The organism is Caulobacter sp. Root655 (assembly GCF_001427665.1).
Classification (GTDB): Bacteria; Pseudomonadota; Alphaproteobacteria; order Caulobacterales; family Caulobacteraceae; genus Caulobacter.
The window spans coordinates 1-26,951 of record NZ_LMHC01000006.1 but is presented as its reverse complement, the minus strand read 5'-3'; the positions used below and the strand labels follow the sequence as shown (position 1 = coordinate 26,951).

The window sequence follows — 26,951 nt, the reverse complement described above, 5'->3', positions numbered from 1 at the left end:
CCGAGGTCCTAGGCGCCCTTGGGCGGCGCCGTCGACTCGCGGGGCATGACCTGGAAATCGAAGCCGCGAGCCGCGGGCTCCGGCGTTTCGCCCGCGGTGGCGGCGATCAGCATGTCGGTGGCGGTCGCGCACATCTCCTCGATCGGTTGGCGGACCGTGGTCAGCGGCAGCCAACTCCTCCGCGCCGCCCAGGTGTCGTCGAAACCGGCCACCGAGACCGCGTCCGGGATGCCTAGGCCCAGTTCCCGCGCCGCGGCCGTGACGCCCAGCGCCATCCTGTCGTTGGCGGCGAAGATCGCGGTGGGGCGGTCGTCGCGCGTCAGCAGCCGGCGACCGGCCAGAATGCCGGACTCGAAGGTGAAATCGCCCGGGACGACATGGTCCGGCGAGGGGTCGAGGCCGGCCTCGTCCATCGCCCGCCGGAAGCCCGCCAGGCGCGGACCGGCGGCGGCGTGTCCCGGCGGCCCCTCGACGAAGCCGATCGCCGCGTGGCCCAGCGCCAGCAGATAGCCGGTGAGCGCGAAAGCGGCCTCGGCGTCGTCGATGAAGACGCAGGGCGAGCGGTCGCGATCGGCGTGGGGCGCGACCCGCACATGGCGCACCTTGAGCCGCTCCAGCGTGGCGATCACGGTGGGATCGTCGGAGAGCGGCGGGGTCAGGATCAGGCCGTCCAGCCGCAGGCTCGAGAGGATGTGCTCGATCTGCTGGCCGACGTCGTCCCGCGCGTCCACCGGCTCGATGGCGAGGTGATAGCCGGCCTCGCGGCAGCGGAGCAGGGCGCCGATCTCCGCCTCGGTGACGAAGCCGTAGTTGGCGGTGTCGTAGAGCAGGCCGATCAGCCGCGACGGCGCGCCGGTCAGGCCGCGGGCGGCGATGTTGGGGCGGTAGCCCAGGGCGTTGGCGGCGGTCAGGACCCGATCGCGGACCGATTCGCGGACATGCGGTTCGCCGTTCAGCACCCGCGACACCGTCTTGAAGGAGACCTGCGCCTTGCTGGCGACGTCTTTGATCGTCGGTGAACGGTTCAAGCCAAACTCCCGCGGGCGCGCCTTCGAGGTCTAGTGACAATAGGTTCGCACAACCAGAGCTTCTAGGGACCGATAACGTTGTCATATTCGAATTGACAACGTTATCGTATTCGTTTTCCCTTGAGAGGCCGACCCGGCGCGATACGCCGGGCGGACCCAAGAACAAAGCAGATGGCCGGGCGCGACTCGGCCACGCAGGGGAGGAAACGATGTCGACACGGGCAATTCTGGCCGCGAGCGCGGCTGTCTCGGTTTTGATTTTCGCGGGCCTGGCCCAGGCGCAATCGACGCCCTCGGCTCCGGCCGGGGCGACCGGCTCTTCGATCGAGATCGAGGAAGTCGTGGTCACCGCCGAACGGCGCGAGCAGACCGCCCAGCGCACGGCGCTGGCCATCACCGCATTGTCGGCCGACCAGCTCCAGAGGCAGGGCGTGCGCACGGCGACCGACCTGACCACGGTGACGCCGGGTATCCAGATCGGCACGGTCGGAGGATCAGTGGAGATCTCGGTGCGCGGCATCGGCAGCACCAACAACACCGAGGTCGGCGACCCGGCGGTGGCCTTCAATGTCGACGGGGTCTACATGGCCCGCCCGCGCTCGGCGGCCGGCCTGTTCTTCGACCTGGACCGCGTTGAGGTGCTGCGTGGACCGCAGGGCACGCTGTACGGCCGCAACGCCACGGCCGGCAGCCTGAACGTCATCACCAAGAAGCCGACCGACGCGCGCGAAGCGACGGCCGAGGTCGAGTTGGGCAACTTCTCGCTGGTCCGCGCCAGCGGGGCGCTGAACGTGCCGATCTCGGACAAGGTGAAGGCGCGCGGGGCCTTCCAGATCTCCAAGCGCGACGGCTACACCGACAACGCGCCGGCCAATGACTACAACGACGAGGACGCGCTGGCCATGCGCCTGCACGTGCTGTTCGAGCCGACCGACAACTTCACGCTGCTGCTGAGCGGCGACTATTTCCGCAACGACCGCAACGGTTCGGCGTCCACGCCACTGGGTCAGTACTCGGCTGGCGGCGACCCCTATGCCTCCGCGATCTCCGTCAAGGGCCACAGCCTCCAGAAGAACTACGGCTTCGCCGCCCAGGCCGACTGGAAGCTGCCGTTCGGGGTGCTGACCTATCTGGGATCGGTCCGCAAGGATATCGTCCACACGCTCGCGGGCGCCCAGCGCAACTATACGTTCGGCACGACCCGGCCGTCGAACCGCTGCGAGCCGACGATCCCGCTCGGCTGCAACACGACCTATTTCGACTCCGACGAGCGCCAGCAGACGCACGAACTGCGCCTGGGCAACGCTGTCGGCGCGTTCAAGTGGGTCGGCGGGCTCTATTATTTCGACGAGAAGAACGACGTCTACGCCAACTTCTATCCGGCGGTGGCCTTCGTCCAGCCCGACACCTACGCCGACTCCAAGGCCGCCTTCGCCCAGGGGACCTACAGCTTCAGCGACCGGCTGCGCGGCACGGTCGGCCTGCGCTACACCCGCGACCACAAGGGCCGGGCCGGCGGAACCTACATCGGACTGGACCCCAGCGGGGTCTGCACCCGGCCGGGCGGGATCACCGGGCCAGTCGCCGGCTCGCCGTCAGGATGCCTGCTCTACGCCAACCTGGCCGACTTCACCTGGAAGTCCGAGGACTACAAGGTGGGAGTCGAGTTCGACCTGACGCCGACCTCGCTGCTCTATGCCTCGACCGCCACCGGCTACAAGGCGGGCGGCTATGGCGACGGCCTGCCGCCGGCCAACAACAAGTACGACCCCGAACGCCTGACCGCCTACGAGATGGGCGTCAAGAACCGCTTCCTCGACAACCGCGCTCAACTGAACCTGTCGGCCTTCTACTATGATTACAAGGACTTCCAGGTGAGCGCGATCGGCGTGGTCGCCGGCCAGGCCTCGACCGTGACGGTCAACGCTCCCAAGGCGACGCTCTACGGTGGGGAAGTCGAAGGACTGTTGCTGATCACCGAGAACGACCGCCTCGACGGCTCGCTGTCCTATCTGCATGCCCGATACGACGATTTCGTGCTGGCGACGGGCGACTCGTTCTCGCCGGGGCGGGCTGACTATTCGGGCCTGACCCTGGCCAAGTCGCCGGAATGGACCTTCAACCTGGGCTACCAGCACAGCTGGCGCTTTTCCAATGACGGCCAGCTGAGCGTGCGGATCCAGACCCACTACGAAAGCGCCAAGAACCTCGACTACCGCAACTTCGCGGTCACCCGACAGGATTCCTACACCAAGACCGACCTGATGGTGACCTACGAGGCGCCCGGCGGGGCCTGGAGCCTGATGGCCTACGGCCGCAACCTCGAGGACGAGGCGGTGCTGGTCCAGGCCGCCCCGGACGCCCAGAACGCCAACCGCCTCGGGGGCTCCGGCGTCTATGCGCCGCCCCGCCTCTACGGCGTGCAGCTTTCGGCCAAGTTCTAACCCGAGACCAGGCGGTCCCCAACGCCGGGGGCCGCCTGACCATCCCGCCGTTCGCCTCGAGCGGAACGAGAAGAAGATCAGACATGAGTGAGGTCCGCATGGGACGACAGGCTTGGAGCGTCGCCGTGGCGCTGGCGTTGATCACGGCGGCTCCGGCCTGGGCGGCGGAACAGCCGAAGCTGGGGGTCCGTTCCGCGCCCCTGATCCGGGTCGACGGGCTGACCTTCAAGGACCTCGACCGCGACGGCAAGCTGCAGCCCTACGAGGACTGGCGACTGACGCCCCAGGCCCGGGCCGCCGACCTGGTCGGCCGCATGACGCTGGAGGAGAAGGCCGGGACGATGATGCACGGCACCGCGCCGGCGCCGAAGAACCCCTTCGGGTCGGGCCAGACCTACGACATCGACGGCGCCGCCAAGCTGATCAACGACAAGCGGGTGACCAGCTTCATCACCCGCTTGAGCGGTTCGGGCGACGGCATCGCCACGCAGAACAACCGGTTGCAGGCCGTGGCCGAGCAGACCCGGCTGGGCGTGCCGCTGACCATCAGCACCGACCCGCGCAACCACTTCCAGCACACGGCCGGGGCCGGGGTCGCCGCGGGCGGCTTTTCCAAGTGGCCCGAGAGCCTGGGCTTCGCGGCGATCGGCGACCAGGCCCTGATGCGCCGGTTCGGCGAGGTCGCCCGCCAGGAGTATCGCGCGACCGGCATCCACATGGCCCTGTCGCCGCAGGCCGACCTGGCCACCGAGCCGCGCTGGTCGCGGATCACCGGCACCTTCGGCGAGGACGCCGACCTCGCCTCGCGCATGGTGCGAGCCTATGTGGCCGGCTTCCAGGCGGGCGAGGGCGGCCTCACCCAGGACAGCGTCATCGCCGTGGTCAAGCACTGGGTCGGCTACGGCGCGGCCAAGGAAGGCTGGGACAGCCACAACCCCTATGGCCGCTACGCCAGCTTCCCGACCGGCAACTTCGCCTATCACGTCAAGCCGTTCGAAGGCGCCTTCGCGGCCAAGGCGGCCGGCATGATGCCGACCTATTCGATCCTCCAGGACCTGACCCTGGACGGCAAGCCGGTGGAGCAGGTCGGGGCTGGGTTCAACAAGTACCTGCTGACCGATCTGCTGCGCGGCCAATACGGCTTCGACGGCGTGATCGTCTCCGACTGGGCGATCACCAACGACTGCCCGGCCGCCTGCCGGGGGGACTGGAAGCCCGGCCAGCCGCCGGTGATCGGCATGCCCTGGGGCGTGGACGACCTGACCGAGACCCAGCGCTTCGCCAAGGCCCTGGACGCCGGCGTCGACCAGTTCGGCGGCACCGAGCACGCCGAGCGGCTGGTCGAGATCGTCAAGTCGGGCCAGGCCAAGGAGGCGCGCCTCGACCAGTCGGTGCGGCGGATCCTGGTCCAGAAGTTCGAGCTGGGCCTGTTCGAGAACCCCTATGTCGATCCCGAGGCCGCCGGGCGGATCGTCGGCTCCAAGGCCTTCCAGGCCGAGGGCGACGCAGCCCAGGCCCGGTCCCTGGTGATGCTCGAGCGCAGGGACGGCATCCTGCCAATGACGGCGGGCCGGAAGGTCTATCTGCGCGGCCTCGACGCCGGCGTGGCGACCGCGCGGGGCCTGGTGGTGGTGGATGCCCCGGAGAAGGCCGACCTGGCCATCATCCGCACCGGCGCGCCACACCAGCTGCTGCATCCCGGCCACCTGTTCGGCCTGATGCAGCATGAGGGCGACCTCGACTTCAAGGACACCGACCCCGACTATCAGGCGATCCTGCAGGCCAGCGCCAAGGTCCCGACCATCGTCGTGGTCTTCCTGGACCGGCCGGCCATACTGACCAACGTCAAGGATCACGCCAGCGTGCTGATCGGCGATTTCGGGGTCAGCGACGCCGTGCTGCTCAACGTCCTGGCGGGCGGGGCGAAGGCCGAGGGGCGGCTGCCGTTCGAGCTGCCGTCCTCGATGGCGGCGGTCAAGGCGCAGGCCTCCGACAAGCCGCACGACAGCGACAAGCCGCTCTACCCGTTCGGTTACGCCCTGGGTCGGTAGGGGGGCGGACCCCCTGGAACAGGGGTAATCGCCAACCCTACTCCCGTTTCCCCGGCGAAGGCCGGGGCCCAGGTGAAACCCACGAGCCGCTCTGGATGAATCTGGGTCCCGGCCTTCGCCGGGAAAACGGAGGTGTGAAATGGGGCGCTTCGACGGACGGCAAACGCGCCCTAGACGAACACCGACGAAGCGCCCGCCGCCGTCGCGGGGCGTGGCGCCGGTGGGCGCAGCAGGCGCGCCACCCGTTCCAGGACGTCGGCGCCGCTGAACGGCTTGATCATGCAGTCGCGGGCCCCGAGCTTGACGGCGCGCTGGATGTCTTCCGGGCTCAGCTTGCGGCCGATGACCAGGATCGGGTAGTGCGGCTTCTCCCCCCGTCGGTTCAGCGCTTCCAGCACCTCGAACCCGTTGGTGTCGGCCAGGCCCAGGTCGATGATCATGACGCCGGGGCGAACATTCTTCAGGGTGTCCAGGACCGCCGTCCCGGTGCGCGCGACGCAGGTGTGGTAGCCGGCCAGGTCCAGCCGGATTTGCAGCAGTTCCAGAACGGTCCGGTCGCTGTCGCCGACGACGACCTTCAGGCCTCGTGCGTCCTGAATCATGACCAGGGCCCCCTTGGCTGGAGGGGTGAGCGCTCAGAACAGGTCAAGGTCGCCCGCCTCCTCGCGATCGTTGACGCCGCGCTCCTCGCCGCCGAGGGCCGAGCACATGCGGTCGGCGAGGGCGCCCAGCGTGATGTCGCCCAGGGCATGGCCGACCGAAGCCGAGACGTCGTCCGCGATCGTGCCGCTCATCCGTCGGGCGAAGGCCGACAGGCTGGTCAACTGCTGGCTCAGCAGGTCGACGGTGTGCATGCCCTCGACCAGGGCCTCGCGCTTGTCTTCCGGGACGCTCTTCATCATCTCGCCGATGATGGAATCCAGGAAGATACAGCGCGCACCGGCCAGCTCCATTTCCCAGGCGAGCACGCCGAAAGTCGTGGCGACGCTGGCCTGCAGCGTGTCTTCCGCCTGCGTGTGGATGCTCATGGACTGTGATCTCCGGCCTATCCTCGGAGTTAGGTGAGAACGGGCTTAACGGCGGATAAACCTGGAGCGCCTTGCGACAACGTCGCGCAGTGGCCACTCGGTCCGGGGCGGACCCATTTCGGATCGCCCCGCGCTAGTCGGCGACCCGTTCACAGTCGCGACGACGTCATGTAGCACTGGTTCGCCATGTAACGGGTTGGAGTCGCCTTGTTCGACCTTGTCGCGCTTCAGCCGATCTTGAACACGGCGATCGACGCCGTCGTGGTGATGGACGCCAGCGGGGCCATCGTCGATTGGAACGTCCGCGCCGAACGGATCTTCGGATGGCGGCGCGAGGACGTGCTGGGTCGGAAGCTGGGCGACACCATCGTGCCGCCCCAACTGCGCGAGGCGCACAAGCGCGGCCTGACGCGCTTCCTGGCGACGGGCGAGGGGGCGGTTCTGGGTCGCGTCCTCGAGCTCAGCGCCGTGCGGCGGGATCAGTCGGAGTTCCCGATCGAGCTTTCGATCACGGCCTATGGCGAGCCGCCCTCCCAGATCTTCCTGGGCTTCATTCGCGATATCTCCGAACGCCGCGAGGCGATCGCCAGGCTGGCGGTGAGCGAGGCCCGGTTCCGGGCGGCGATCGACGCCGTCCAAGGCGTGCTGTGGACCAACAACGCCGCCGGCGAGATGGTTGGCGAACAGCCGGGATGGGCCGCTCTGACCGGCCAGACCCAGGCCGAGTATCAAGGGTACGGCTGGTCCAAGGCCGTTCACCCCGACGACGCCGAACCCACCGTCCAGGCCTGGGACGCGGCGGTGCGCGAGCGGCGGCCCTTCATCTTCGAGCATCGCGTGCGTCGTCACGACGGCGTCTGGCGGATTTTCATGGTCCGGGCCGTGCCGGCGCTCGAGGACGACGGGGCGATCCGCGAGTGGATCGGCGTCCACACCGACGTCACCGAGCGGAGGGGCGCCGAGGAGCAGCTGCGCGAAAGCGAAGCCCGCTTCCGGGCCATGGCCGACGCGGCGCCGGCGCCCGTCTGGATGACGTCCGCCGTCGGCGGCATAGATTTCGCCAACCAGGCCTTCGCTGAATTCGCCGGCCTGGAGCGCGAGGCCTTGCTCGGCGACGTCTGGATCGACCTCATCCACCCCGAGGACATCCCGGGCGTCCTGGCGCAGAGGGTGACGGCGAGGGCGGGGCTGCAGCCCTACAGGTTCGAGGCGCGGTTTCGCAACGACAGCGGCGCCTACCGATGGATGCTGGCCAGCGCCAGGCCCCGGATCGGCGGGGACGGTCAGTTCCTCGGCTATATCGGCATGGCCATGGACCTGACCGACATCAAGGCCGCGGAGCTGCGGCAGCGCCTGCTGATCAACGAACTCAACCACCGTGTGAAGAACACGCTTTCGTCGGTCCAGTCGATCGCCCGGCAGACGCTGCGGGCCGACGAGACGCCGGCGCACGTGCGCGAACGGCTGGTGGACCGCCTGCTGGCGATGTCGGCCGCCCACGACATCCTGACCCGCGAGAGCTGGGAGGGTGCGGCCATCGACGACATCATCCGCCAGGGCATGCGTCCGTTCACCGACGATCGGGACCAGGAACGGATCGAAATTCGGGGACCCGGCCTGCGCGTCGGGCCCAGCGCGGCCCTGGCCCTGGCGCTGGCCATCCACGAACTGGGCACCAACGCGGTGAAGTACGGCGCGCTTTCGACGCCCGCCGGGAAGATCACGATCGCCTGGGAGCCGGTCGACGGCGCGCAGGGTGTCGTGCGATGGAAGGAGACCGACGGTCCGGCCGTCCAGACGCCCAGCCGCAAGGGCTTCGGCTCCCGCCTCCTGGACGGCGGCCTGGCCGCGGACCTGGGCGGCAAGCCCAGGCTCGTCTTCGCGCCCACCGGCGTCGAGGCCTTCCTGCCGGTGCGCTTCGCGCCCTGACGGGGACGGATTCCATCGGAACCCACCTCTTTTGTTGTCATCCCGGCCGTAGGGCCGCGTAGCGGACCGCAGAGCCGGGACCCAGGGCAACCGCACCGCGCTTGGCCCCTGGGTCCCGGCTCTCCGCTTCGCTGCGGCCGGGATGACAACCGGAGGGGATTTGATAACGCTTGGGAGTTCAGGCGTTTAATTGAGCGCGGACACTAGGCGCTGGCGTCCGAACCCTAGGTCCCACTCGCCAGGAAGCTTCGGCAAAGCTCGCGCAGGCCGTCGCGGTCGCCCGGCAGCATGGTGTCGCAGATCAGATAGGAATAGATCACGAAGCCGCGCGCGGTCGCCTCGGGGCGCGGCACGCCGTTGGCGACCAGCACCTGCTCGACATACATCAGCCGCAGCTGGTCGATCTCCGCCAGCACCCGGGCCGGCCGCGGGTCGCGCTGGGCCCAGACGCGCAGGGCGGTCTCGATCCAGGCCCCGGTCTGGGCGCGCTCGGTGCGCGACAGCGCGAAGATCCGCAGCAGGCGGTCGGCCGGCGGTTCGTCCACCGCGCCGAGTTCGGCCACCCGCGTGATCGTGGAGCGCCGGCGCCAATGGTCGAGCATGCCGTCGAGAAAGGCGTCGCGCGACTCGAAGCGGACATAGAACATGCCCTTGGTCACCCCCAGCCTCTGGGCCAGGGCGTCGACGCGCACCTCCTGGATGCCGCCTTCGGTCAGCAGTTCGAGGGCGGCCTCGAACCACGCCTCCTCGCCAAGCCGCCGCTTGGGGCCGGGCTTGGCGCCCTTGCGCGGGCGGAGCGGCCTGGCCTTCGGCGCGGGCGCGGCGGCGTCGATCGACGCCCTCTCATCGGACTTTGCCACGATCGATGGGTAGGGCCTCGCGCCCGCAGCGTCAACGTCCTCACGATACATCCACATCGGTACGCATTTTATAGGTCGTGCGAATTCCCGCCTTTCAATGATTGACGGGAATGAGGGTTGCCGCCTATTCATAATTCATACGAGTCAGGATGAGATAACGTCCGGCCATTGGGGAGGCGAAGATGATCAATCGTTCGATGATGCGGCGGGCCCTGCTCGCGGGGACGGCGCTGTGCGCGATGGGCGGCGTCGCCCAGGCCCAGGACAGCCAGGTCGCCGCGACCGACACGGCCGTGACCCAGGTGGAAGACGTCGTGGTCACCGCCCGACGGCGCGAAGAGAGCCTGCAGGACGTGCCGATCTCGGTGACCGCCTTCAGCGCCGAAAAGCTGGACGTGCGCGGCGCGCCCGACATCACCGCCCTGCAACGCTCGACCCCCAACCTGACCCTCCAGGTGTCGCGCGGCACCAACTCGACCCTCACCGCCTTCATCCGGGGCATCGGCCAGCAGGACCCGCTGTGGGGTTTTGAGCCCGGCGTCGGCCTCTATGTCGACGACGTCTACCTGGCCCGTCCGCAGGGCGCGGTGCTGGACATCTTCGACATCGAGCGCATCGAGGTGCTGCGCGGCCCGCAGGGCACGCTGTATGGCCGCAACACCATCGGCGGCGCGGTCAAGTACGTGACCAAGCGGCTGGGCGACGACTACAGTGGCAAGCTGCGCGCCGAGCTGGGGAACTATAACGAGCGCAACCTGGTCGGCTCGGTCGTCCTGCCGGTGGCGGACGGGTTGGCGATCGGCGGCGCCCTGGCCTGGTACAATCGCGACGGCTACGGCAAGAACTTCACCACCGGCGCGGAAACCAACAACAAGGACGTGCTGGCGGGCCGGATCTCGGTCGAGCTGACGCCGTCGGACAAGCTGTTCGTCCGCTTGGCCCTCGACCGGACCGAGGACCGTTCCAACGCCAACCACGGCCACCGCGAGGTGCGCGAGCCCAACACCAACACCGCCGTTCTGCCCGGCGTCTACGACACCCTCGCGGGGATCGGCGACGACAACAAGGTGATGACCCAGGGCGCGTCGCTGACCGGCGAATGGTCGGTCAGCGACGTCGTCACCCTCAAGTCGATCACCGCCTGGCGGGAAGGCGCCTCCAGCGGCAAGGGCATCGATTTCGACGGCCTGGCCCAGCCGTTCCTCGACATCGGCGGCAACGGCAAGATCTACAAGGACCGCCAGTTCAGCCAGGAGTTCCAGGCCCAGATCGAGGCCGACCGCCTGCAGGGCGTGGTGGGGGTCTATTTCATGGACGCCCGGGCCAGCGGCGCGTTCGACACCATCCTGGGCCGGGGGCTCGCCCCCGAAGCCGTGCTCGTGCCCACTCCCTCGGCCGCCACCGCCCTGACCCAGCTGACCACCGGCTCGGTCGACACCGAAAGCTACGCGGTGTTCGGCGACCTCAACTACGACCTCAGCGATCGCCTGAAGGTGTCGCTGGGCGCGCGCTGGACCCGCGACGAGAAGGCCGGGACAGTGTTCAAGGCCAACTATCTGGGAACCCTCGGCAGCCCACTGGTCAAACCCTACGTCACGCCGTTGCCGTTCCCGTTCAACGTGCCGCAGATCCTCACCAACTACGCCAACCGCAAGACCTTCGAGGAGTTCACGCCAAGGCTCAGCGTCAGCTATGAGCTGAACGACGACGTCAACGTCTATGCGGCCTATGGCCGGGGCTTCAAGTCGGGCGGCTTCGACATGCGCGGCGACGCCACCGCCACGCCGGGCACCAAGAACGGCTACGATTCCGAGATCGTCAATTCCTACGAGATCGGCCTGAAGGGCGACTTCCTCGACCGCCGCCTGCGCGCCAACGCCGCCATCTTCAACACCGACTACAAGGGCCAGCAGGTCACGACCCAGGTGCCCAAGCTGACCCCGCCGCCCGGCGTGGTCAGCTTCGTCGACAATGTCGGCAGCTCGCGGATCCGCGGCGCCGAGGTCGAGGCCGGCGCGGTGTTCAGCAAGGACATCAGCCTGGACCTGACCTTCGGCTATATCGACGCCAAGTTCGAGAAGTTCCCGGTGTTCGACCTGGCCACCGGCAAGACCATCGACGTCGCCAGCACGCGGCGCTTCCAGAACACCCCGAAGTACAACGCCAGCGCCACGCTCAACTGGCGGACCGACCTGGCCGGCGGCCAGTTGGCCATCCTGCCGGCGCTGTCCTACCGCTCCAGCGTCCACCTGTTCGAGACGCCGATCCCGAGCATCGACCAGAAAGGCTTCACCCTGGCCGACCTGAGCGTGGTCTGGACCTCGGCCGACGCCGGCTGGCGGATCGGCGCCCATGGCCGCAACCTGACCAACGAGCGCTATCGGACGGGCGGCTACAACTTCCCGTCCAACCAGTTCGCCCAGTCGGTGATCGGCTTCTACGGCCCGCCCCGGACGTTCAAGGTGGCGATCGAGCGTCGCTTCTAGGCATGGCCGGGTTTGTCGAAAGACGCTGGCGTTCGGCCGATGGCCTGTCGCTCTACGCGCGGGACTATCCGGCCGCCGCCGGCCCCGCCCGCCTGCCGGTGATCTGCCTCCACGGCCTGACCCGCAACTCCAAGGACTTCGCGGACGTCGCGCCGTGGATCGCCGGGCAGGGGCGGCGGGTGCTGGTCCTCGACGTGCGGGGACGGGGGCGGTCCGATCCGTCGCCGGACCCGATGCGCTACCAGCCGCTGGTCTATGCCCGCGACGTGCTGGCCTTGATGGATGGGCTGGGGATCGGCCGGGCGGTGTTCGTGGGCACCTCGATGGGCGGTCTGATCACCCTGCTGCTGGCCTCGATGCGGCCGCGCGCCGTGGCCGGGGCGGTGCTCAACGACGTCGGGCCCGAGATCGCGCGGGAGGGCCTGGAGCGGATCGCCGCCTATGCCGGCAAGCCGTTCGAGGCCGCCGACTGGGCCGCCGCCGCCGACTACCTGGCGGCCACCAGCGGCGTGGCGTTTCCGGACTTCGGTCCGGAGGACTGGCGGGTCTTCGCGCGGCAATGGTTCCGCGAGGACGAAGCCGGTCGGCCGGCCCTCGACTACGACCTGTCGATCGCCGTGCCGCTGAAGGCCAGGCCGCCCAAGCGGCGGTCGCTGCTGGCCTGGCTGCTGTTCATCCGGCTGGCGCGCGGTCGCCCGACGCTGCTGCTGCGCGGCGCGCTCTCGGACCTGCTGTCGGCCCGGACCGTCGCCGGCATGCGGCGTATGGCGCCGGGCATGATGGTCGCCGAGGTGCCGCGCGTCGGCCATGCCCCGCTGCTGACCGAACCGGCCGCGCGGCAGGCGCTGACGGCGTTTTTGGAGAGGGTTCCATAGGTTCCGCGGACGATAGGCGATGGTGACGGGCCGTGCGTCCTTCGAGGCCCTCCCATGGAGGGCGCCTCAGGATGAGGATTTCAGCAACAGCGCTCCTCATCCTGAGGTGCGAGCCGAAGGCGAAGCCTCGAAGGACGCACCGAGCGCCATCTGGCTTCAAACGGAAAACGGCCCCGAAGCATCGCTTCGGGGCCGTTCCCATGCGCGGGTCTAGAGCGGGCTAGAAGCGCTTGCGGATCGAGAAGCCGGCGGTGCGCGGGTTGATGCTGACCGCCTGCTGCTTGTTGTTGAGCGCCGAGGTCACGCTCATCAGGCCGACTTCATTGCCGACGTTGTTGATGAACAGATAGGCGCCCCAGTCCGGGCCCTCGACGCCGCCGCGCAGGTTGGCGTAGCCGTAGTCGCCCTGCTTTTCGTAATAGACGTAGGTCGGGCGGAACTGCGAGGCGGACTCGCCGACATAGGCGTAGTCGGCGCGCACCAGGCCGTTGATGTCGCCCATCAGCGGCCAGCTATATTCGACCGAGGCCGAACCGCTGAAGTCGGCGACGTTCGGGAAGGTGTCGCCGCGCAGGCCGGTCGAGCCGGTGATCAGGATGGTCGAATTGGCCTGGTCCTCGGTCAGCTTGGCGTCGACGAAGGCGGCCGTGGCGTTCAGGGTCAGGCCGCGCATGGGTCTGGCGATGGCTTCCAGCTCGAAGCCCTTGATCCGCGCCGTGCCGGCGTTGGTCAGGTAGCTGAAGGCTCCGTTGGCGCTGGTCGCCGAGATCTGCATGTTGCTCCAGTCGATCTGGTACGCGGCGGCGTTCAGGGTCAGGCGACGATCGAACCACTGGCTCTTCACGCCGGCCTCGTAGTTCCACAGGCTGTCGGGCTGGTAGGCCAGCAGGGCGGTCGACAGGCCTGGAATGTTGTTGGCGCCGCCGGGGCGGAAGCCCTTGGCGGCCAGGCCGTAGACCATGACGTCCGGCGTGAACTGGTAGCTGACATTGAGCTTGCTGACCCAGCCGTCGGCGCTGGCGTCGACCTGGGCGGCCGGACCGACATAGGACTGGGTGATGAAGTTGCTGATCAGCACCTGGCCCGAGACGGTCTTGTCGTAGTTGAAGCGGCGGATGCCGCCGGTCAGGCTCAGCTTCTCGACCGGCTTGTAGGTGATCTCGCCGAAGAAGGCCGTCTGCTTGGTGTCGGTGCCGACATGGCGCCAGGCGGTCAGGTCGCTGGGATTGATCGCGCCGGTCGTGGCGTCGGCCTTGGCGACCTGGCTCTCGATGTAGTCCGAACGGTCCTCGTAGTAGACGCCCGCGGTCCAGTCGATCTTGTCGTCGAACAGCGAGCCGTTCATCCGCAGCTCGTGGTTCCACGAGGTCAGGCCCATCGGCTGGTAGAGCGCCCCGGGGGTGCGGCTGTCGGCATAGGCGGTGTACTGCGTCATCTGGGCCGGGGTGCAGGCGGGATTGGCCGGAGCCCCCGCCGCGGGCGGAGCGCCGGCGATGTAGTTGCGGCACGAGGTGGCGTTGGCGCGGTTGGCCGACAAGGTGGGGCTGTAGTCGGAATTCCGCAGCAGGGTCCACTTGTAGTAGGACGAGGTCCCGGTGACCGTGACGAAGCCCAGGTCCCACTTGGCGGTGACGTTGTAGACGCGCAGGTTGTCGTCGGTCGGGGCGATCGTGCGGGCGTTGGTCGAATAGTCCTTGGCGCCGAGGGCCGGGTACCAGCTGTTCTGGCCGTCCAGGGTGGTCTTCTGGAACAGGCCCGAGGCATTGATCGTCAGGTCTTCGGTCGGGGTGAAGCCCAGCATCAGGCGGCCGCCGGACGAGTGCTGGCCGTTGATGTCCTTCTTGTTCAACAGGACGTCGTCGACATAGCCGTCCTGCTCGGCCTTATACAGCACCAGGCGGGCGGCCAGCTTGTCCTCGATCAGCGGCACGTTGACCATGCCCTTGACCGAATAGCCGGGGCCGCCGTCCTTGGTGATCGTGCCGCCGGCCTCGACCGCGCCGGAATACTGGCTGCTGTTGGGCTTGTTGAGGATCACCCGCAGCGTGCCGCCCATCGAGCCGGAGCCGTATAGCGTGCCTTGCGGGCCGCGCAGGACCTCGACGCGCTCGACGTCGAACAGGTTGACGTCGGCGCTGGTCGAGCTGGCGTCGGCGGTGGTGCCGGCCGGGCCGGTCAGCGGGATTTCATCGTAGTAGAGGCCGACCGTGGCCTCGCCGGCGCTGCGCACGCCGCGCAGGGTCAGGCGACGGTTGGTCGGCGAGTTGCCTTCGACCTGCAGGTTCGGAACCGTGCGGAAATAGTCCTGGATGCCCGACGCTCCCAGGCCTTGCAGCGATTTCTCGGTGACCGCGCTGATGCTGATGGGCGTGGTCTGGATGGTGGTCGAACGCTTCAGCGCGGTGACGACCACTTCCTCGAACGTGGTGGTGTCGGCCGGCTGTGGGGTCGCGTCCTGGGCGAAGGCGGGGCTCGCGCCCAGGGCGGTCAGGGCGGTCGCGCCCAGGGCCAGGGCCTTCAGGCCTCGAAACTGCAGTCTCATGATTATCCCCTCGTCTCGACCGTTCGGCGACGGCCTGTAGGTTCAGACGTAGGGGGGAGGGGGGTCCTCACCGGCGCGCGAAAAAATGGGTGGATGCGGAGGGATGGGGAGTGTCCGGCGGATCACCGCACACCCCCCGTCAGCCGTCATGCCTGCTGGTGGAGCAGCACCTCGGCGATCTGCACCGCGTTGAGGGCGGCGCCCTTGCGGAGGTTGTCACCGGTCACGAACAGCGCCAGGCCGTGCTTCACCGTCGGGTCCGGGCGCACGCGACCCACGAACACCGGATCTCTCCCCGTGGCGTCCAGCGGGTTGGGAACCTCGGCCAGCTCCACGCCCGGCGCCCGGCCCAGCAGCTCCAGCGCGGTGGCGACCGAGATTTCCCGCTCGAACTCGGCGTTGATGGAGAGCGAATGGCCGGAATAGACCGGCACGCGCACGCAGGTGCCCGACACCGGCAGTCCCGGAATTTCCAGGATCTTGCGGCTCTCGTCGCGCAGCTTGTTTTCCTCTTCGGTGTAGCCGTCCTCGCCGACCTTGTAGTTCAGCGGCACGACGTTGAAGGCAATGGGAACGGCCCACTTTTCCGGCGGCGGAAAGGCCACCGCGTCGCCGGCGCGGGCCAGGGCGGCGCCGCCGTCGGCGGCCGCGCGGACCTGGGCCTCCAGTTCGCGGATCCCCGCCGTCCCGCCGCCCGACACCGCCTGGTAGGTGCTGACCACCAGCCGCTTCAGGCCGGCGGCCGCGTGCAGCGGCTTCAGCGCCGGCATGGCCGCCATCGTGGTGCAGTTGGGATTGGCGACGATGCCCTTGGGGATCGAGGCCAGGGCGTGCGGATTGACCTCGGCGACCACCAGCGGCACGTCCGGGTCCTCGCGCCAGGCCGAGGAGTTGTCGATGACGATCGCCCCGGCCTCGGCGACCTTCGGCGCCAGCTGCAGCGAGGCCGCGCCGCCCGCTGAGAAGAAGACCAGGTCGAGACCGGCGTAGTCGGCGGTGTCGGCGTCCTCCACGACGATGTCGTCGTCGCCCCACCTCAGCCGCGTCCCGGCCGATCGCGCCGAGGCGAACAGGCGCAGGGACCGGAGCGGGAAGTTCCGCTCGGCCAGCAAGGTGCGCATCATCTCGCCGACAAGGCCGGTCGCGCCGACGATGCCCACGCGGGGCGGGTTGGAAGGGGAAAATGCCGGGGGCATGTCTTACGTCTCCTGAGAGTGCGGAGGCGCGGGATTGTGCCGGTCTGGAATAGAGCGGCCCCGCGCATCGGCGGGGCTTCTGTCCGGGTGGTGCGCGTCAGACCTCGCGCACACCCGCACACGCCCCGCCGAGGCGGGTCGTTTTGCGGGTAATGACTTTGGTCATGACGACGGACATGGCGCGGCTTCTAGGGGCGAACGCGGCGGATGTAAACCGCATCGCCTGACGAGGTTCGGCGCCGGCTAGAACCCGCGCTCCAGCGTCAGCCGCAGCGTGCGGGGCGCGATGCCGAAATAGTCGATCGGGCCGGAGGTGTTGCGCTGGGCCGAGGCGCGGCCGGCCCGGTCCAGCAGGTTGTCGATCGCCAGGTCGGCCCGCCAGTCGTCCTGCTTGACGCCGAAGCTCAGGCCGAACGTCGCGTAGCCGCCCATCTTCAGGTAGTCGGCGTTGCCCCGGTTGAACGCCGAGCGCGACGTCCCGGTATAGGCCGCGTCGATCCGGAAGCGGCCGTCGAGCGCGGCCGTCAACGGCCATTGGCGCTCCAGCGACGCGGCGCCCGCGAACTTGGGAACCACCGGCAGGCGGTCGCCCCTCAGGCCCAGGCCGATGGCGGTGTTGGTGACCTGGTCGGCGGTCAGGCGCGCGTCGGTGAAGGTGGCGCTGGCGGCGGCGTTCCAGCCCCACAGCTGGCGGGCGGTGAACTCGGCCTCGAACCCGCGGATGCGGCTGGCGCCGATATTGGTCAGGAACGAGAAGGCGCGGTTCTGGGTCTGGGCGCTGTACTGCATGTCGCGCCAGTCGATCTGGTAGACGGCGACATTGGCCGTGAAGCGGCGGTCGGCGAACTGGCTCTTCAGCCCGGCTTCGTAATTGGTCAGGCGGTCCGAGCGGTAGGGGGCCAGGGTGTCGGCCAGGCCGGGCACCACATTGACACCGCCGGGGCGGAAGCCCTGGGACACCTGGACGTAGCCCAGGATGTCCGGGGTGATCTGCTGACTGGCCAGAGCCTTCAGGCTCCAGCCCTGTTCCCGGGTACGGGCGTCGATCCGATAGTCGGCCCAGGTGCCCGACACCACGTTGGGGATCTGCACCTCGCCCCGGTCGCGCTTGGCGTATTCGAACCACCGGGCGCCCAGGGTCAGCCGCGTCTGCGGTGCGGGGTCATAGGAGACCTCGCCGAACGCCGCCTCCTGGCGGATGTGGTTGTCGATGCTGCGCCGGCCGATCAGGATCACCGGGTCGCCCACCGCGCCCGTCAGCGGATCGACGTGCGGCACCTGGCTGTCGATCAGGTCGTCCCGGACCTCGTGATAGGCGCCGACTGTCCAGCTGATCGGGCCTTCGCCCGCCGACGCGGCGCGGACCTCCTGGATTGACGAGGTCAGGTTGGTCGGCTGGCGGAGGATCGCGGGATAGAGGCTGTCGACATAGGCGGTGTAGCCCTGCATCTGGCCGCTGTCGCAGAGGCCGCCGAGCGCGTAGTAGCGCGCGCATCCCGCCGGATTGTCGCGCTCGCCCAGCAGCACGCCGCTGTAGTCGGAGCGCCGGATCAGCTTCCAGCGATACCAGGACGAGGTGGCCGTGACGTCGACGGCGTCGCCCTTCCAGTGCAGCGTGGTGTTGGCCAGGGCGATCTTGCCGTCGAACGGCGCGCGGGCGGCGTGGCGCGTGCGCCAGGGGCCCGCTATGTCGTGCCAGGCCGAAATGTCGTCGCGATGGCTGTCCTGGACGGTGCCGGTCAGCAGCAGTGACAACCGTGGCGTCGGCTCCCACCGCACGCCCAGGCGCGCGCCCTTGATCCGCGTGGAGTCGACGTCGGACAGACCCAGTCGGACGTTGTCGATCGCGCCCGGCGTCCTCTGGTCGTAGACCGTCAGGCGGGCGGCCAGCACGTCGGGCGCGATCACGCCATTGAACGCCGCGGTGAACCCGCCGACCTGTTCGCCGTGCGCGACGCTGGCGGCGTTGACGCTGACGAAGCCGCCGGTTTGCGTCAGGTCCGGGCGCTTGAACAGCACCCGCAGCGCCCCGCCCATCGACCCCGCGCCGTACAGCGTGCCTTGCGGGCCCCGCAGCAGTTCGATCCGGTCGACGTCGATCAGGGCCAGCTCCGGCGTCATCTGGCCCGGGTCGGCCGTGGTCCCGACCGGGCCGGTCATCGGGGTCTCGTCGTAATAGAGGCCCGTGGTCGCCTCGCCGGCCCCGTAGACGCCACGCAGCACCAGCCGGCGGCCGAAGGGGGTGGAGATCAGCTTCAGGCCCGGCAGCAGCGGGGCGGCGCGCTCCAGGTCGACCATGCCCAGCCGCGACAGCTGCTCGCCGGTCAGCACGGTCATGCTGACCGGGGTCTTCTGCATCTCGGTGCTGCGCTTGAGCGCCGTCACCACCACGGAATCCAGCGGCGTGTCGATGTCGGGGGACGGCGCGGGCGCCGGGGCGGGCGTGGGCCGCGCGGGCGGCGGGGCGACGGGCCGCGTCGCCTGGACCAGGAAGCTGCGCCCCTCCAACCGGACGGTCAGGCCCGATCCGGCCAGCAGGCGCGACAGGGCCTCCTCGGGGGTGAAGACCCCCCTCAGGACCGGGCTGCGCCGCCCGGCGGTCAGGTTGGGCGAGAACAGGATCTCGCGGTTGCTCCGCAGCGCCAGCTGATTGAGCGCCTGGCCGAGCGGTTGGGCGGCAAGGTCGAAGCGCAGGGTCGTCGTGGAGCTCGCGGCCTCGGCGGGCCGCGGCGTCGATACCGCCAGGGCCAGGCCGCTGGCCGCGCAGAGCACGGCCGCGAAGGCGCCGCGCCTCAAGGACGCCCCCGACCTGCTTGACCCCGACACAGCGACTCTCGACCTCCCCGACCGGCCGCGAACGCGCGCCTCGGGGGTGGGGACTATGCCCCAATCCACCCGAAGGCCACCGATCATGGTTCGCCACCGCCTCCTAAGATCGCCTCTTGCACACCCATTAGGCAACGCACTCAAGGTAGCGTGTGCTCGGTTCCCAGGCGGCGGTCCCGCTTGACATGGAGGCGAGCGCCCGTTCACCTCGCCGTCACAAAAAGTCGGGGCGGGTAATGATGCGTATCGGTAGGGCGGCGACGCCCTCAGGAGGCGGCCAGGCGCTGGTGGAAATGGGCGCCCGCTTCACGCCGGCGTTGCGGGCGTTCTTCTCGCGCCGGGCTCCGATGAACGATGTCGAGGACCTCGTGCAGGAGGTTTTGCTCCGCATCCACAAACGCCAGCCCGAGGCGGTGGTGAACAATGTCGAGGGCTACCTCTTCGAAGTCGCCGCCAATGTGCTGATCGATCGGGGCCGCGCCGACCGCACCCGCTGCCGGTCCGCCCATTGCGAATTTCAAGAAATTCATCACCCCGTTGATGAAATGTCTCCCGAGCGCGTCTTACAGGCTCGAGAACAAATGGCGCGAGCCTTGGCGGCCCTGAACGAGCTGCCAGAGCGGACCCGGCGGGTTTTCGTCCTCGTGCGCTTCGAGGAGATGAGCTACAAGCTCGTCGCCCAGCGCCTGGGCGTCTCCGTCAGCGCTGTCGAGAAACATGTGATGAAGGCGTTGCGTCACCTGAACGCACGTCTGCGGGACCAGAATGACGCCGACCACGCCGGTCAACGAGACACACGACGACCCGGATAGCGCCGCGGCGACCTGGTTCGCGCGCCTGCAGGGCGACGCCGTCCTGGTGGAAGAGCGCCGGGCCTTCGAGCGCTGGCTGGCCGCCGACCCTCGCAACGCCGAGGCCTGGGACCGTTGCCGGCGCGTCTGGAGCGACCTGAGCCTGCTGGAGTCCAACCCTGCCCTCGACGCCCTGCGCGCCGATGCGCTCGGCGCCAGTATCGACGCTCCGCGCCGCCTGAACCGTCGCGGCCTGCTCGCCGTCGCCGCCGGGGTGGTCGCGGTGGTCGGGACCGGCGCGATCCTGGGCCGAGACCTGCTGACCAAGGCCGGAAGCCTGGGCGGGGGAGCTTCGGCCGAACCAACCTTCACCACCGCCGTCGGCGAGCTGGCGACCTTCCATCTGGCCGACGGCTCGGTGGTGACCCTGAGCACCGACTCCGCGGTCAAGGTGAACCCCTGGGATCGCGAGCGCCGCCTGACGCTGGTTCGCGGCCAGGCCTTTTTCAAGGTGGCCAAGGACGCCGCCCGGCCCTTCGTGGTCGCGGTCGGTGACAAGCTGGTCACCGCCGTCGGCACCGCCTTCGACGTGCGGATGGACGCCGGAAAGCTGTCGGTGACCCTGGTCGAGGGCCGCGTGCGGATCGCCGGTCCGTCGCCGCGCGGCGACCGCATGGTCGAGATGTCGGCGGGCTCGCGGTTCGTCGCCGCCGACGCCGCCGACTGGAATATCGCCAGCGTCGATACGGCCAAGGAATCCAGCTGGCTGCAGGGCCGCTTGGTGTTCGACGGCGAGCCCCTGTCGGCGGTCGTCGCCGAGATGAACCGCTTCTCGGTGCGCAAGCTACGCGTCTCCGACTCCAAGGTCGCCGCCACCCCGGTCAGCGGCGTGTTCAAGACCGGCCAGGTCGACGCCTTCGTGGCGGCGCTGCGCAGCTACGGCCTAGCGGATGTCGGCCAGGTGGACGCGACGCAGATCGAACTGATCGGGCCTCGGGCCTGAGCCGTATCGTGCTCAGGATTCCGATTTCGCGCGCCGGATACGTCAGTGCGGAAGCGCCTTCCCCAAGTTTCGGATCGGCGCTAGGAATTGCGTCATGAAGCTTCGGATGACGAGATCGAGCTGGCTGGCGCGGGGGCTAATGCTTCTTGGCGCCATTCTGCTGTTTGTCGCGCCGACACTGCCCGCCGCCGCCGCCGCCGCCGCGATGCCGAAGGGCGACTGCTGCGCCGACATGCCGTGCCATGATCAAGGGCGCAAGGCGCTCTGTCCCCAGGCCTGTGTTGTTGCGTGCCAGGTCATCGTCGCGCCCGAAGCGCAATTTGTCGGACCCGTCGAGATCGGCTCCGCGCCGATCGCGCCGATGGTCGCCTTGCTGCCTCTTGGCCGCGCTCCGGCGCCGGAGCTTCCGCCGCCGCGGTGAAATCGAGTTCAGACGAAATCCATCAATCTGAAATCGGAAAATCACCATGAAACGCATCTTCTCGACCGCAGCCCTCATGCTGCTGGCTTCCGCCACGGCCGCTTACGCCGCCGCCCCGGACGCCGTGACCAAGGCCGTCCAAGCCTGCTGCGCCCTGGGCGCGGCTTGCTGCAACGGCGGCCCGTGCTGCTGATCTAGCGTCTTGAGCTAGACGGGACGCCCGCCCCCGATGGGGCGGGCGTTTTGCTGATCGCGGCAAAAGCCGAACGGGTGTCGCGAGACGCCCGCCTTTTTTCATTCGACCGCAAAGCGTTGTCATCCCGGATCGGCCTTCGGCCGTCCGGGATGACAACCGATATCGGTTTTACCGCCCCGACACCGCCGGCCCGTAGTACAGCCCGTTGAACAGCAGCTTGAACGTGCCCGCCGTCTGGGCGCGCTGGGTGACCACCGGCCCCATCAGCATCACCCGGCCCTTGCCCAGCTTGGCGTCGATGACGCCGGCGGTCCCGTCCAGCCGCTTCTCGCCCAGCGCCCAGCCGCTGCGCAGCAGGTCGCCGCTGAACCAGGCCACGCGCTTGAGGCCTTCGCTATCGGTCGCCGCGAAGGCGGGGTTGTTGTCGTAATAGACGTCCACCCCACTGGCCATGCCGTAGGCCAGGGGCTGGGTCGGGTCGACCTGGGCCCGCAGGATCGAGCCGGGGATGTAGAAGTCCTTGGTCGAGGGCGCGGTCGGCTTGCCGTCCTTGTCGTCGACCAGCACGTTGCGCACCGGCAGGCCCAGCAGCGAGCCCATGGCGCTGGAGCTGCCCACGGCGATCACCGCCCCGCCGTCGCGCACGAACCGGTCGATCTGCGGCAGGGTCTTGTCCGGGGTAATGGTCCCCAGCCAGGAGCGGAATTCGGCGGGAATCTCGGCCGGCTCCGGCTGCTTGGTCTTGAAGGCGAACCGCGTGCCCGCGACCGGAGCGGTATAGGCGCCGTCCGGGAACAGGATGACGTCGTAGTCCTTGGCCAGCTTGCCCGCGTCCAGCCGCTGCGGGCGCACGACCGTGTAGGGCATCTCGTATTTCTCGAACAGCCAGCGGGTCCAGCCGCTGGGCATCAGGCCGCCATAGAGGTCGACCAGTCCGACGCGGGTGGGCTTCAGCTTGATCGTCGCGCCGGCCGGCTTGGCGTCGACGCCGTAGGCGCTCAGCCCCAGCTCCTTGACGGCCTGCCTGACGACGCCGTCGGCCTTGGCCGAGGCCGGGATCCACAGGGTCCCTTCCGCGAACGTTTGGCCCTGGGCGGTGGTCGGGGCCTTGAGCCAGAACACCGGCGCGCCGGCCTTGACCAGGCGGTTGGTCAGGATGAAGGCGTTGTTGGGCGCGTGGCTGATCAGCCAGCCGGCCCCGGCATGGCCGACGATCTGACCAGGCGGGACCGTGATGACGTCGGGCGCGGTCTCGAACGGCCCGTCGAAGCCCTCGACCACGCGGTCGAAGCCGACGCCCATCTGCATGGCCAGGGTGTAGCCGGTGGCGTCATAGGGCGGCTTGGGCGGGCCGCCGGGATATTCCAGGTCGTGCGGGTGGTCCTGGGGTTCGAACATGTCCAGCACGTGCGGGCGATAGGCCTGGTCGGTCTTCACCACGAACGAGCCGGCCGGATAGGTCTTGCCGCCGATGCTGAAGACGGCGGTGGCGCGCTGCACCTGGACACCGCTCTTGATCAGCGCGTTGAGGAAATTGACCGCCGTGGGCAGGTCGGCCTGGTCGGCGGGGATCACGTAGCCCCGGGCGTCGCGATGGGCCGGGTCGTGCAGCACGGTGTCGTACAGCGCGGGATCGACGCCCTTGGCGCCGTAGGACCAGGCGTCGACCTTCTCTTGGGCGCCCGCCGCCGCCTTCAGCGCCTCGATGCGCTTGGGGGTGATCGTCCAGCTGTCGGCCTGGCCCTTGGCGATGGAGTCCTGGCCCATGCGCCAGGCGTTGAACAGCAGGCGCTCGCGGTTGCGCACGGCGTAGTCGATCACCGCGCGGTCCAGGGTCAGGCTGTAGTCGATCGACGACTTCAGATGCCAGGTCTGGGGCGCGACCGGGTAGGGCAGGTCGTTGTGCGGCAGCTGGCGGTCGGGAACCATGCCCAGCTTCATCGGCGTCGGGTGGCCGATGATCTCGGTCAGCAGGCCCACGGCGTTGTGGAAATAGGTGACTGTCCGCTCGATGCCGTTGGTCCAGGTCGAGTAGGAGGCCTCGCTGCGCATGGCGCTGCCGGCCTTGCCCTCGGAGATCAGCCGGCTGTGCATGGCGGCGCCGACCTCGCTGAGCTGGCTCATGATCAGCGGGTCGTAATTGTAGTTGAACGGGTCGCGGAACGGCGGGACGAACACCACCGTGCCGGGGCTGTTGGGCTGGTGCTGGTTGTAGATGATCTGCGGGAACCATTCGCGGAAGAACACCCGGCTGAGGTTCTCGGTCTCCTTCTGGCTCATCATGTAGAAGTCGCGGTTGTCGTCGTGGCCGACATACTTGTTGTACAGGCGCGGCAGGCTGTCCCAGTTGGCCTCGCGCTTGGTCGGCTCGGGGATGCGCATGTACCAGTCGGAGACGTACTCCATGCCGTCCGGATTGGCCTGGCCGATCAGGATGATGGCGTCGTCCAGGAAGCGCTTGGTCTCGGCGTCGTCGTGGCTGGCCAGCTCGTAGGTGATCTGGGCCAGGTGCTGGGGCGGGACGATCTCGTTGGCGTGCAGGCCGCCGTCGATCCAGACGATGGCCTTGCCTTCCTGGGCCAGGGCCCGGGCCTGGGCCTCGTCGACGCCCTTGGCCAGGGCCAGCTTGCCGGCGATGCCGCGATAGTGGTCCAGCCTGGCCAGGTTCTCCGGACTGGAGACGGCCATCATGTACTGGGTGCGGCCTTCCTCGGTCTGGCCGATGGCGATCATCTTCAGGCGGTTCGACTGGCCCGCCAGGGTTTTCCAATAGCTGACCAGCTGGGTGTAGTTGGCCAGGAAATAGTCCTCGCCGGCCTCGTGGCCCCAGGCCTGCTTGGGCGTGGCGATGGCGGCGTTGACGGCGACCGGCGCCTGGGCCGCCGAGGTCGGGGCGGCGGGAGCCTGGGCGAGGACGGGCCCCGCGGCCTGTAGGGCAAGGAAGATGGCGGCGGTCGCCAGAAGCGGTCTGCGCATGGTCGGTGAAACCCCTCGGATCCACCCCCACGGCGGTCCTCGAACTCAAGACGTCGGCGGGGGAATCTTCCTCACCGTCAAAAACCGAAAGCGTTACATTATTACAGGGAATTTTTTGACGCCGCCGCGATGAGGGGCGGGCCGCGTCTTACGTCTCATTGGACAGTCGCCCGATCGGCACCGTCATTCGCTTACCTGGGGAAACGTCCATAATGAAGCTTTCGACCTTGAAGCTCGCCCTGCTGTCCGCCGCCATGGCGACCGGCGTCTTCGCGACCCAGGCCGGCGCCAAGCCGATCACCGAGGCCGACCGCGCCCAGATCCTCAAGGCCGTCGACGCCGACGCGCCCCAGATCTCGGACGCCGCCCTGAAGATCTGGGGCTTCGCCGAGGTCGGCTACCAGGAGACCAAGAGCTCGGCCCTGCTGCAGGACCAGCTGAAGGCGGCGGGTTTCGAGGTCCAGGCCGGCGTGGCCGGCATGCCGACCGCCTTCGTCGCCAGCTACAAGAATGGCGCCGGCCCGGTGATCGCCATCCTCGCCGAGTTCGACGCCCTGCCGGGCCTGGCCCAGACCCACGATCCGGTGAAGACCGGGATCCCCGGCCAGGTCGCCGGCCACGGCTGCGGCCACAACCTGTTCGGCGCCGCCTCGGTCGGCGCGGCCGTCGCGCTGAAGGAATGGATGGTCAAGAACAACATCAAGGGCGAGCTGCGCGTCTATGGCTCGCCGGCCGAGGAGGGCGGTTCGGGCAAGGTCTATCTGGTGCGTTCGGGCCTGTTCAAGGACGTCGACGTCACCCTGCACTGGCACCCCAACAACGCCAACACCGCCGTCCAGGGCGTGTCGATGGCCAATATCAGCGGCAAGTTCCGCTTCCACGGCGTCTCGGCCCACGCCGCCGGCGCGCCCGAGAAGGGCCGTTCGGCCCTGGACGGCGTCGAGGTCATGGACGTGGCCACCAACTTCCTGCGCGAGCACACGCCCGACAAGACCCGCATCCACTACGTGATCACCGCCGGCGGCACGGCGCCCAACGTCGTCCCCGACTTCGCCGAGGTCTATTACTACGTCCGCCACCCCGATCCGGCGGTGGTCAAGGACGTCTGGGCGCGGGTCGAGAAGGCCGCTCAGGGCGCGGCCCTGGCGACGGGCACGACGATGGACAGCGAGATCACCGGCGGGGTCTACGCCCTGCTGCCCAACGACACCCTGGGCAAGGTGATGGACGCCAACCTGCGCAAGGTCGGCGGCGTCACCTGGACGCCGGAGGAGATCGCCTTCGCCAGGAAGATGCAGGAATCCCTGCCGGGCGCGCCGTCGATCGACACCGTCAAGACCGTCGTGCCCTACAAGGTCGAGATGGAAGGCGGCGGCGGCTCGACCGACGTCTCGGACATCAGCTGGGTGACCCCGACCGTCGGCCTGGGCACCGCGACCTTCGTGCCGGGTTCGGCCGGCCACAGCTGGCAGAACGTGGCGGCGGCCGGCTCGTCGATCGGCGTCAAGGGCGCGGTCAACGCCGCCAAGACCCTGGCCCTGACCGGCGCCGACCTGTTCTCCAACCCCGACATCGTCAAGAAGGCCAAGGCCGAACTCGACCAGCGCCGGGGTCCGGACTTCGCCTACAAGGCCATGCTGGGCGACCGCCCGCCGGCCCTGGACTATCGCAAGCCCGCCGCCGGCGGCCACGAATAGCGATCGATCCGTCCCCCCGATCGATCGTTAGCGGCTGGCGCCGGTTCCCCCCGGTTTTGGCGCCGGCCGCGCCTCACCCTTCCACACCGCGGAGACCCTTCATGGCGGAGGCCATTACCGTTCCCCAGGAGCGTTTCGAGATGCTGAAGGGTGCTCTGCCCGCCATCACGCGCGAGCATCTGTTCAGCGTCTACGGCATCAGCGAAACCACCTGGGGCAAGCTGCGCAAGGGCGAGCCGATCAAGCTCAGCACCTGGCAGCGCATCCAGATGCGCTACGAGCGGGTGTGCTCGACCCTGGCCAAGGCCGCCTGAAGGCTTTGATCGCGTCTTGAGTTTGGCCAACCGTCCTATCCCCGTTTCCCCGGCGAAGGCCGGGGTCCAGGTTCAGCCGAGGTGGTCGGCGGCGATCCGAAAAACCCAGCCCTACGATCTGGGCCCCGGCCTTCGCCGGGGAAACGGGCAAGGGTGATCCCGTTCCAGTGAGCTTCCGAAAGCCTTCATGAACAAACGTTTCGCCTATCTGATCATCGCGTCCATGGTCCTGGGGATCCTGGTCGGCTGGGGTTGCAACCAGTTCCTGGACGCCGAGCACGCCAAGGG

General features: G+C 68.7%; 20 protein-coding genes. 12 read left to right on the top strand and 8 right to left on the bottom strand.

Annotation, left to right across the window (positions count from 1 at the left end; translation table 11 throughout):
• Positions 1-8 precede the first annotated feature (8 nt).
• Positions 9-1,028 carry a LacI family DNA-binding transcriptional regulator gene (locus ASD79_RS07455; RefSeq protein ID WP_056720411.1) on the bottom strand — a complete coding sequence of 340 codons (1,020 nt, stop codon included), beginning with the start codon at positions 1,026-1,028 and terminating at the stop codon, positions 9-11.
• Between the two features lie 209 nt (positions 1,029-1,237).
• Here ASD79_RS07455 and ASD79_RS07450 point away from each other — a divergent pair, with 209 nt between their 5' ends.
• The gene (locus ASD79_RS07450) at positions 1,238-3,472 is read left to right on the top strand and encodes a TonB-dependent receptor (protein WP_056720410.1); all 2,235 of its coding nucleotides are present in this window, start codon (positions 1,238-1,240) and stop codon (positions 3,470-3,472) included.
• An 83-nt stretch (positions 3,473-3,555) separates the two neighbouring features.
• Positions 3,556-5,523: a glycoside hydrolase family 3 protein gene (locus ASD79_RS07445; RefSeq protein ID WP_056720409.1), complete on the top strand. Its 1,968-nt coding sequence runs from the start codon at positions 3,556-3,558 to the stop codon at positions 5,521-5,523.
• Between the two features lie 170 nt (positions 5,524-5,693).
• On the opposite strand, the gene ASD79_RS07440 is transcribed toward ASD79_RS07445, so the two are convergent.
• On the bottom strand, positions 5,694-6,125 hold the full coding sequence (locus ASD79_RS07440; RefSeq protein WP_056720408.1) for a response regulator transcription factor: 432 nt from the start codon (positions 6,123-6,125) through the stop codon (positions 5,694-5,696).
• Between the two features lie 33 nt (positions 6,126-6,158).
• Complete coding sequence (locus ASD79_RS07435; protein ID WP_056720407.1) at positions 6,159-6,551, bottom strand: hypothetical protein; 393 nt, start codon at positions 6,549-6,551, stop codon at positions 6,159-6,161.
• A 207-nt stretch (positions 6,552-6,758) separates the two neighbouring features.
• On the opposite strand from ASD79_RS07435, the gene ASD79_RS07430 reads away from it, so the two are divergent.
• Positions 6,759-8,480: a PAS domain S-box protein gene (locus ASD79_RS07430; protein WP_056720406.1), complete on the top strand. Its 1,722-nt coding sequence runs from the start codon at positions 6,759-6,761 to the stop codon at positions 8,478-8,480.
• A gap of 224 nt (positions 8,481-8,704) precedes the next feature.
• Here the strand turns inward: ASD79_RS07430 and ASD79_RS07425 are convergent, their stop codons facing one another.
• On the bottom strand, positions 8,705-9,340 hold the full coding sequence (locus ASD79_RS07425; protein WP_056720405.1) for a TetR/AcrR family transcriptional regulator: 636 nt from the start codon (positions 9,338-9,340) through the stop codon (positions 8,705-8,707).
• Between the two features lie 182 nt (positions 9,341-9,522).
• Here ASD79_RS07425 and ASD79_RS07420 point away from each other — a divergent pair, with 182 nt between their 5' ends.
• A complete protein-coding gene (locus ASD79_RS07420) occupies positions 9,523-11,826 on the top strand; it encodes a TonB-dependent receptor (RefSeq protein WP_056720404.1) in 2,304 nt (767 codons plus the stop codon).
• Between the two features lie 2 nt (positions 11,827-11,828).
• Positions 11,829-12,701 carry an alpha/beta fold hydrolase gene (locus ASD79_RS07415; protein ID WP_056720403.1) on the top strand — a complete coding sequence of 291 codons (873 nt, stop codon included), beginning with the start codon at positions 11,829-11,831 and terminating at the stop codon, positions 12,699-12,701.
• Between the two features lie 220 nt (positions 12,702-12,921).
• On the opposite strand, the gene ASD79_RS07410 is transcribed toward ASD79_RS07415, so the two are convergent.
• The 3 genes from ASD79_RS07410 to ASD79_RS07400 all read right to left on the bottom strand — a co-directional run bounded on the left by ASD79_RS07410 (position 12,922) and on the right by ASD79_RS07400 (position 19,235).
• Positions 12,922-15,243, bottom strand: coding sequence for a TonB-dependent receptor (locus tag ASD79_RS07410; RefSeq protein WP_056720402.1), 2,322 nt, complete (start codon positions 15,241-15,243; stop codon positions 12,922-12,924).
• 146 nt (positions 15,244-15,389) lie between these two features.
• Entirely contained in the window at positions 15,390-16,439 is a 1,050-nt protein-coding gene (locus tag ASD79_RS07405) for an aspartate-semialdehyde dehydrogenase (protein WP_056720401.1), read from the bottom strand.
• 243 nt (positions 16,440-16,682) lie between these two features.
• Positions 16,683-19,235, bottom strand: a complete 2,553-nt coding sequence (locus ASD79_RS07400; protein ID WP_056720400.1) for a TonB-dependent receptor — start codon at positions 19,233-19,235, stop codon at positions 16,683-16,685.
• 266 nt (positions 19,236-19,501) lie between these two features.
• Between ASD79_RS07400 and ASD79_RS07395 the strand changes: the two genes are divergently transcribed.
• From ASD79_RS07395 to ASD79_RS24560, 4 genes are all read left to right on the top strand, one after another.
• Positions 19,502-20,077: an RNA polymerase sigma factor gene (locus ASD79_RS07395; protein ID WP_235524357.1), complete on the top strand. Its 576-nt coding sequence runs from the start codon at positions 19,502-19,504 to the stop codon at positions 20,075-20,077.
• A complete protein-coding gene (locus ASD79_RS07390) occupies positions 20,031-21,059 on the top strand; it encodes a FecR domain-containing protein (protein WP_056720399.1) in 1,029 nt (342 codons plus the stop codon). The genes ASD79_RS07395 and ASD79_RS07390 overlap by 47 nt, the downstream gene beginning before the upstream one ends.
• A gap of 94 nt (positions 21,060-21,153) precedes the next feature.
• Entirely contained in the window at positions 21,154-21,480 is a 327-nt protein-coding gene (locus ASD79_RS07385; protein ID WP_156400410.1) for a hypothetical protein, read from the top strand.
• Positions 21,481-21,526: 46 nt separating this feature from the next.
• A complete protein-coding gene (locus ASD79_RS24560; protein WP_200952285.1) occupies positions 21,527-21,673 on the top strand; it encodes a hypothetical protein in 147 nt (48 codons plus the stop codon).
• Positions 21,674-21,844: 171 nt separating this feature from the next.
• On the opposite strand, the gene ASD79_RS07380 is transcribed toward ASD79_RS24560, so the two are convergent.
• Positions 21,845-24,652 (bottom strand): M14 metallopeptidase family protein, encoded by a 2,808-nt coding sequence (locus ASD79_RS07380; protein ID WP_056720397.1) that lies wholly within the window; start codon positions 24,650-24,652, stop codon positions 21,845-21,847.
• Between the two features lie 212 nt (positions 24,653-24,864).
• Here ASD79_RS07380 and ASD79_RS07375 point away from each other — a divergent pair, with 212 nt between their 5' ends.
• The 3 genes from ASD79_RS07375 to ASD79_RS24970 all read left to right on the top strand — a co-directional run.
• A complete protein-coding gene (locus ASD79_RS07375; protein WP_056720396.1) occupies positions 24,865-26,349 on the top strand; it encodes an amidohydrolase in 1,485 nt (494 codons plus the stop codon).
• 101 nt (positions 26,350-26,450) lie between these two features.
• Positions 26,451-26,663 (top strand): hypothetical protein, encoded by a 213-nt coding sequence (locus tag ASD79_RS07370; protein ID WP_007666547.1) that lies wholly within the window; start codon positions 26,451-26,453, stop codon positions 26,661-26,663.
• Between the two features lie 187 nt (positions 26,664-26,850).
• Positions 26,851-26,951, top strand: a 101-nt coding sequence (locus tag ASD79_RS24970) for a hypothetical protein (protein ID WP_235524361.1), incomplete at its 3' end; no start/stop codon positions are given.

What these genes read in the sequence shown, in the direction of transcription:
- ASD79_RS07405 (WP_056720401.1), bottom strand. Translation starts at nt 16,439, where the DNA reads ATGCCCCCGGCATTTTCCCCTTCCAACCCGCCCCGCGTGGGCATCGTC.
- ASD79_RS07375 (WP_056720396.1), top strand. Translation starts at nt 24,865, where the DNA reads ATGAAGCTTTCGACCTTGAAGCTCGCCCTGCTGTCCGCCGCCATGGCG.
- ASD79_RS07380 (WP_056720397.1), bottom strand. Translation starts at nt 24,652, where the DNA reads ATGCGCAGACCGCTTCTGGCGACCGCCGCCATCTTCCTTGCCCTACAG.
- ASD79_RS07415 (WP_056720403.1), top strand. Translation starts at nt 11,829, where the DNA reads ATGGCCGGGTTTGTCGAAAGACGCTGGCGTTCGGCCGATGGCCTGTCG.
- ASD79_RS07450 (WP_056720410.1), top strand. Translation starts at nt 1,238, where the DNA reads ATGTCGACACGGGCAATTCTGGCCGCGAGCGCGGCTGTCTCGGTTTTG.
- ASD79_RS07410 (WP_056720402.1), bottom strand. Translation starts at nt 15,243, where the DNA reads ATGAGACTGCAGTTTCGAGGCCTGAAGGCCCTGGCCCTGGGCGCGACC.
- ASD79_RS24560 (WP_200952285.1), top strand. Translation starts at nt 21,527, where the DNA reads ATGAAACGCATCTTCTCGACCGCAGCCCTCATGCTGCTGGCTTCCGCC.
- ASD79_RS07390 (WP_056720399.1), top strand. Translation starts at nt 20,031, where the DNA reads ATGACGCCGACCACGCCGGTCAACGAGACACACGACGACCCGGATAGC.
- ASD79_RS07385 (WP_156400410.1), top strand. Translation starts at nt 21,154, where the DNA reads ATGAAGCTTCGGATGACGAGATCGAGCTGGCTGGCGCGGGGGCTAATG.
- ASD79_RS07370 (WP_007666547.1), top strand. Translation starts at nt 26,451, where the DNA reads ATGGCGGAGGCCATTACCGTTCCCCAGGAGCGTTTCGAGATGCTGAAG.
- ASD79_RS07395 (WP_235524357.1), top strand. Translation starts at nt 19,502, where the DNA reads ATGATGCGTATCGGTAGGGCGGCGACGCCCTCAGGAGGCGGCCAGGCG.
- ASD79_RS07420 (WP_056720404.1), top strand. Translation starts at nt 9,523, where the DNA reads ATGATCAATCGTTCGATGATGCGGCGGGCCCTGCTCGCGGGGACGGCG.
- ASD79_RS07440 (WP_056720408.1), bottom strand. Translation starts at nt 6,125, where the DNA reads ATGATTCAGGACGCACGAGGCCTGAAGGTCGTCGTCGGCGACAGCGAC.
- ASD79_RS07445 (WP_056720409.1), top strand. Translation starts at nt 3,556, where the DNA reads ATGAGTGAGGTCCGCATGGGACGACAGGCTTGGAGCGTCGCCGTGGCG.
- ASD79_RS07435 (WP_056720407.1), bottom strand. Translation starts at nt 6,551, where the DNA reads ATGAGCATCCACACGCAGGCGGAAGACACGCTGCAGGCCAGCGTCGCC.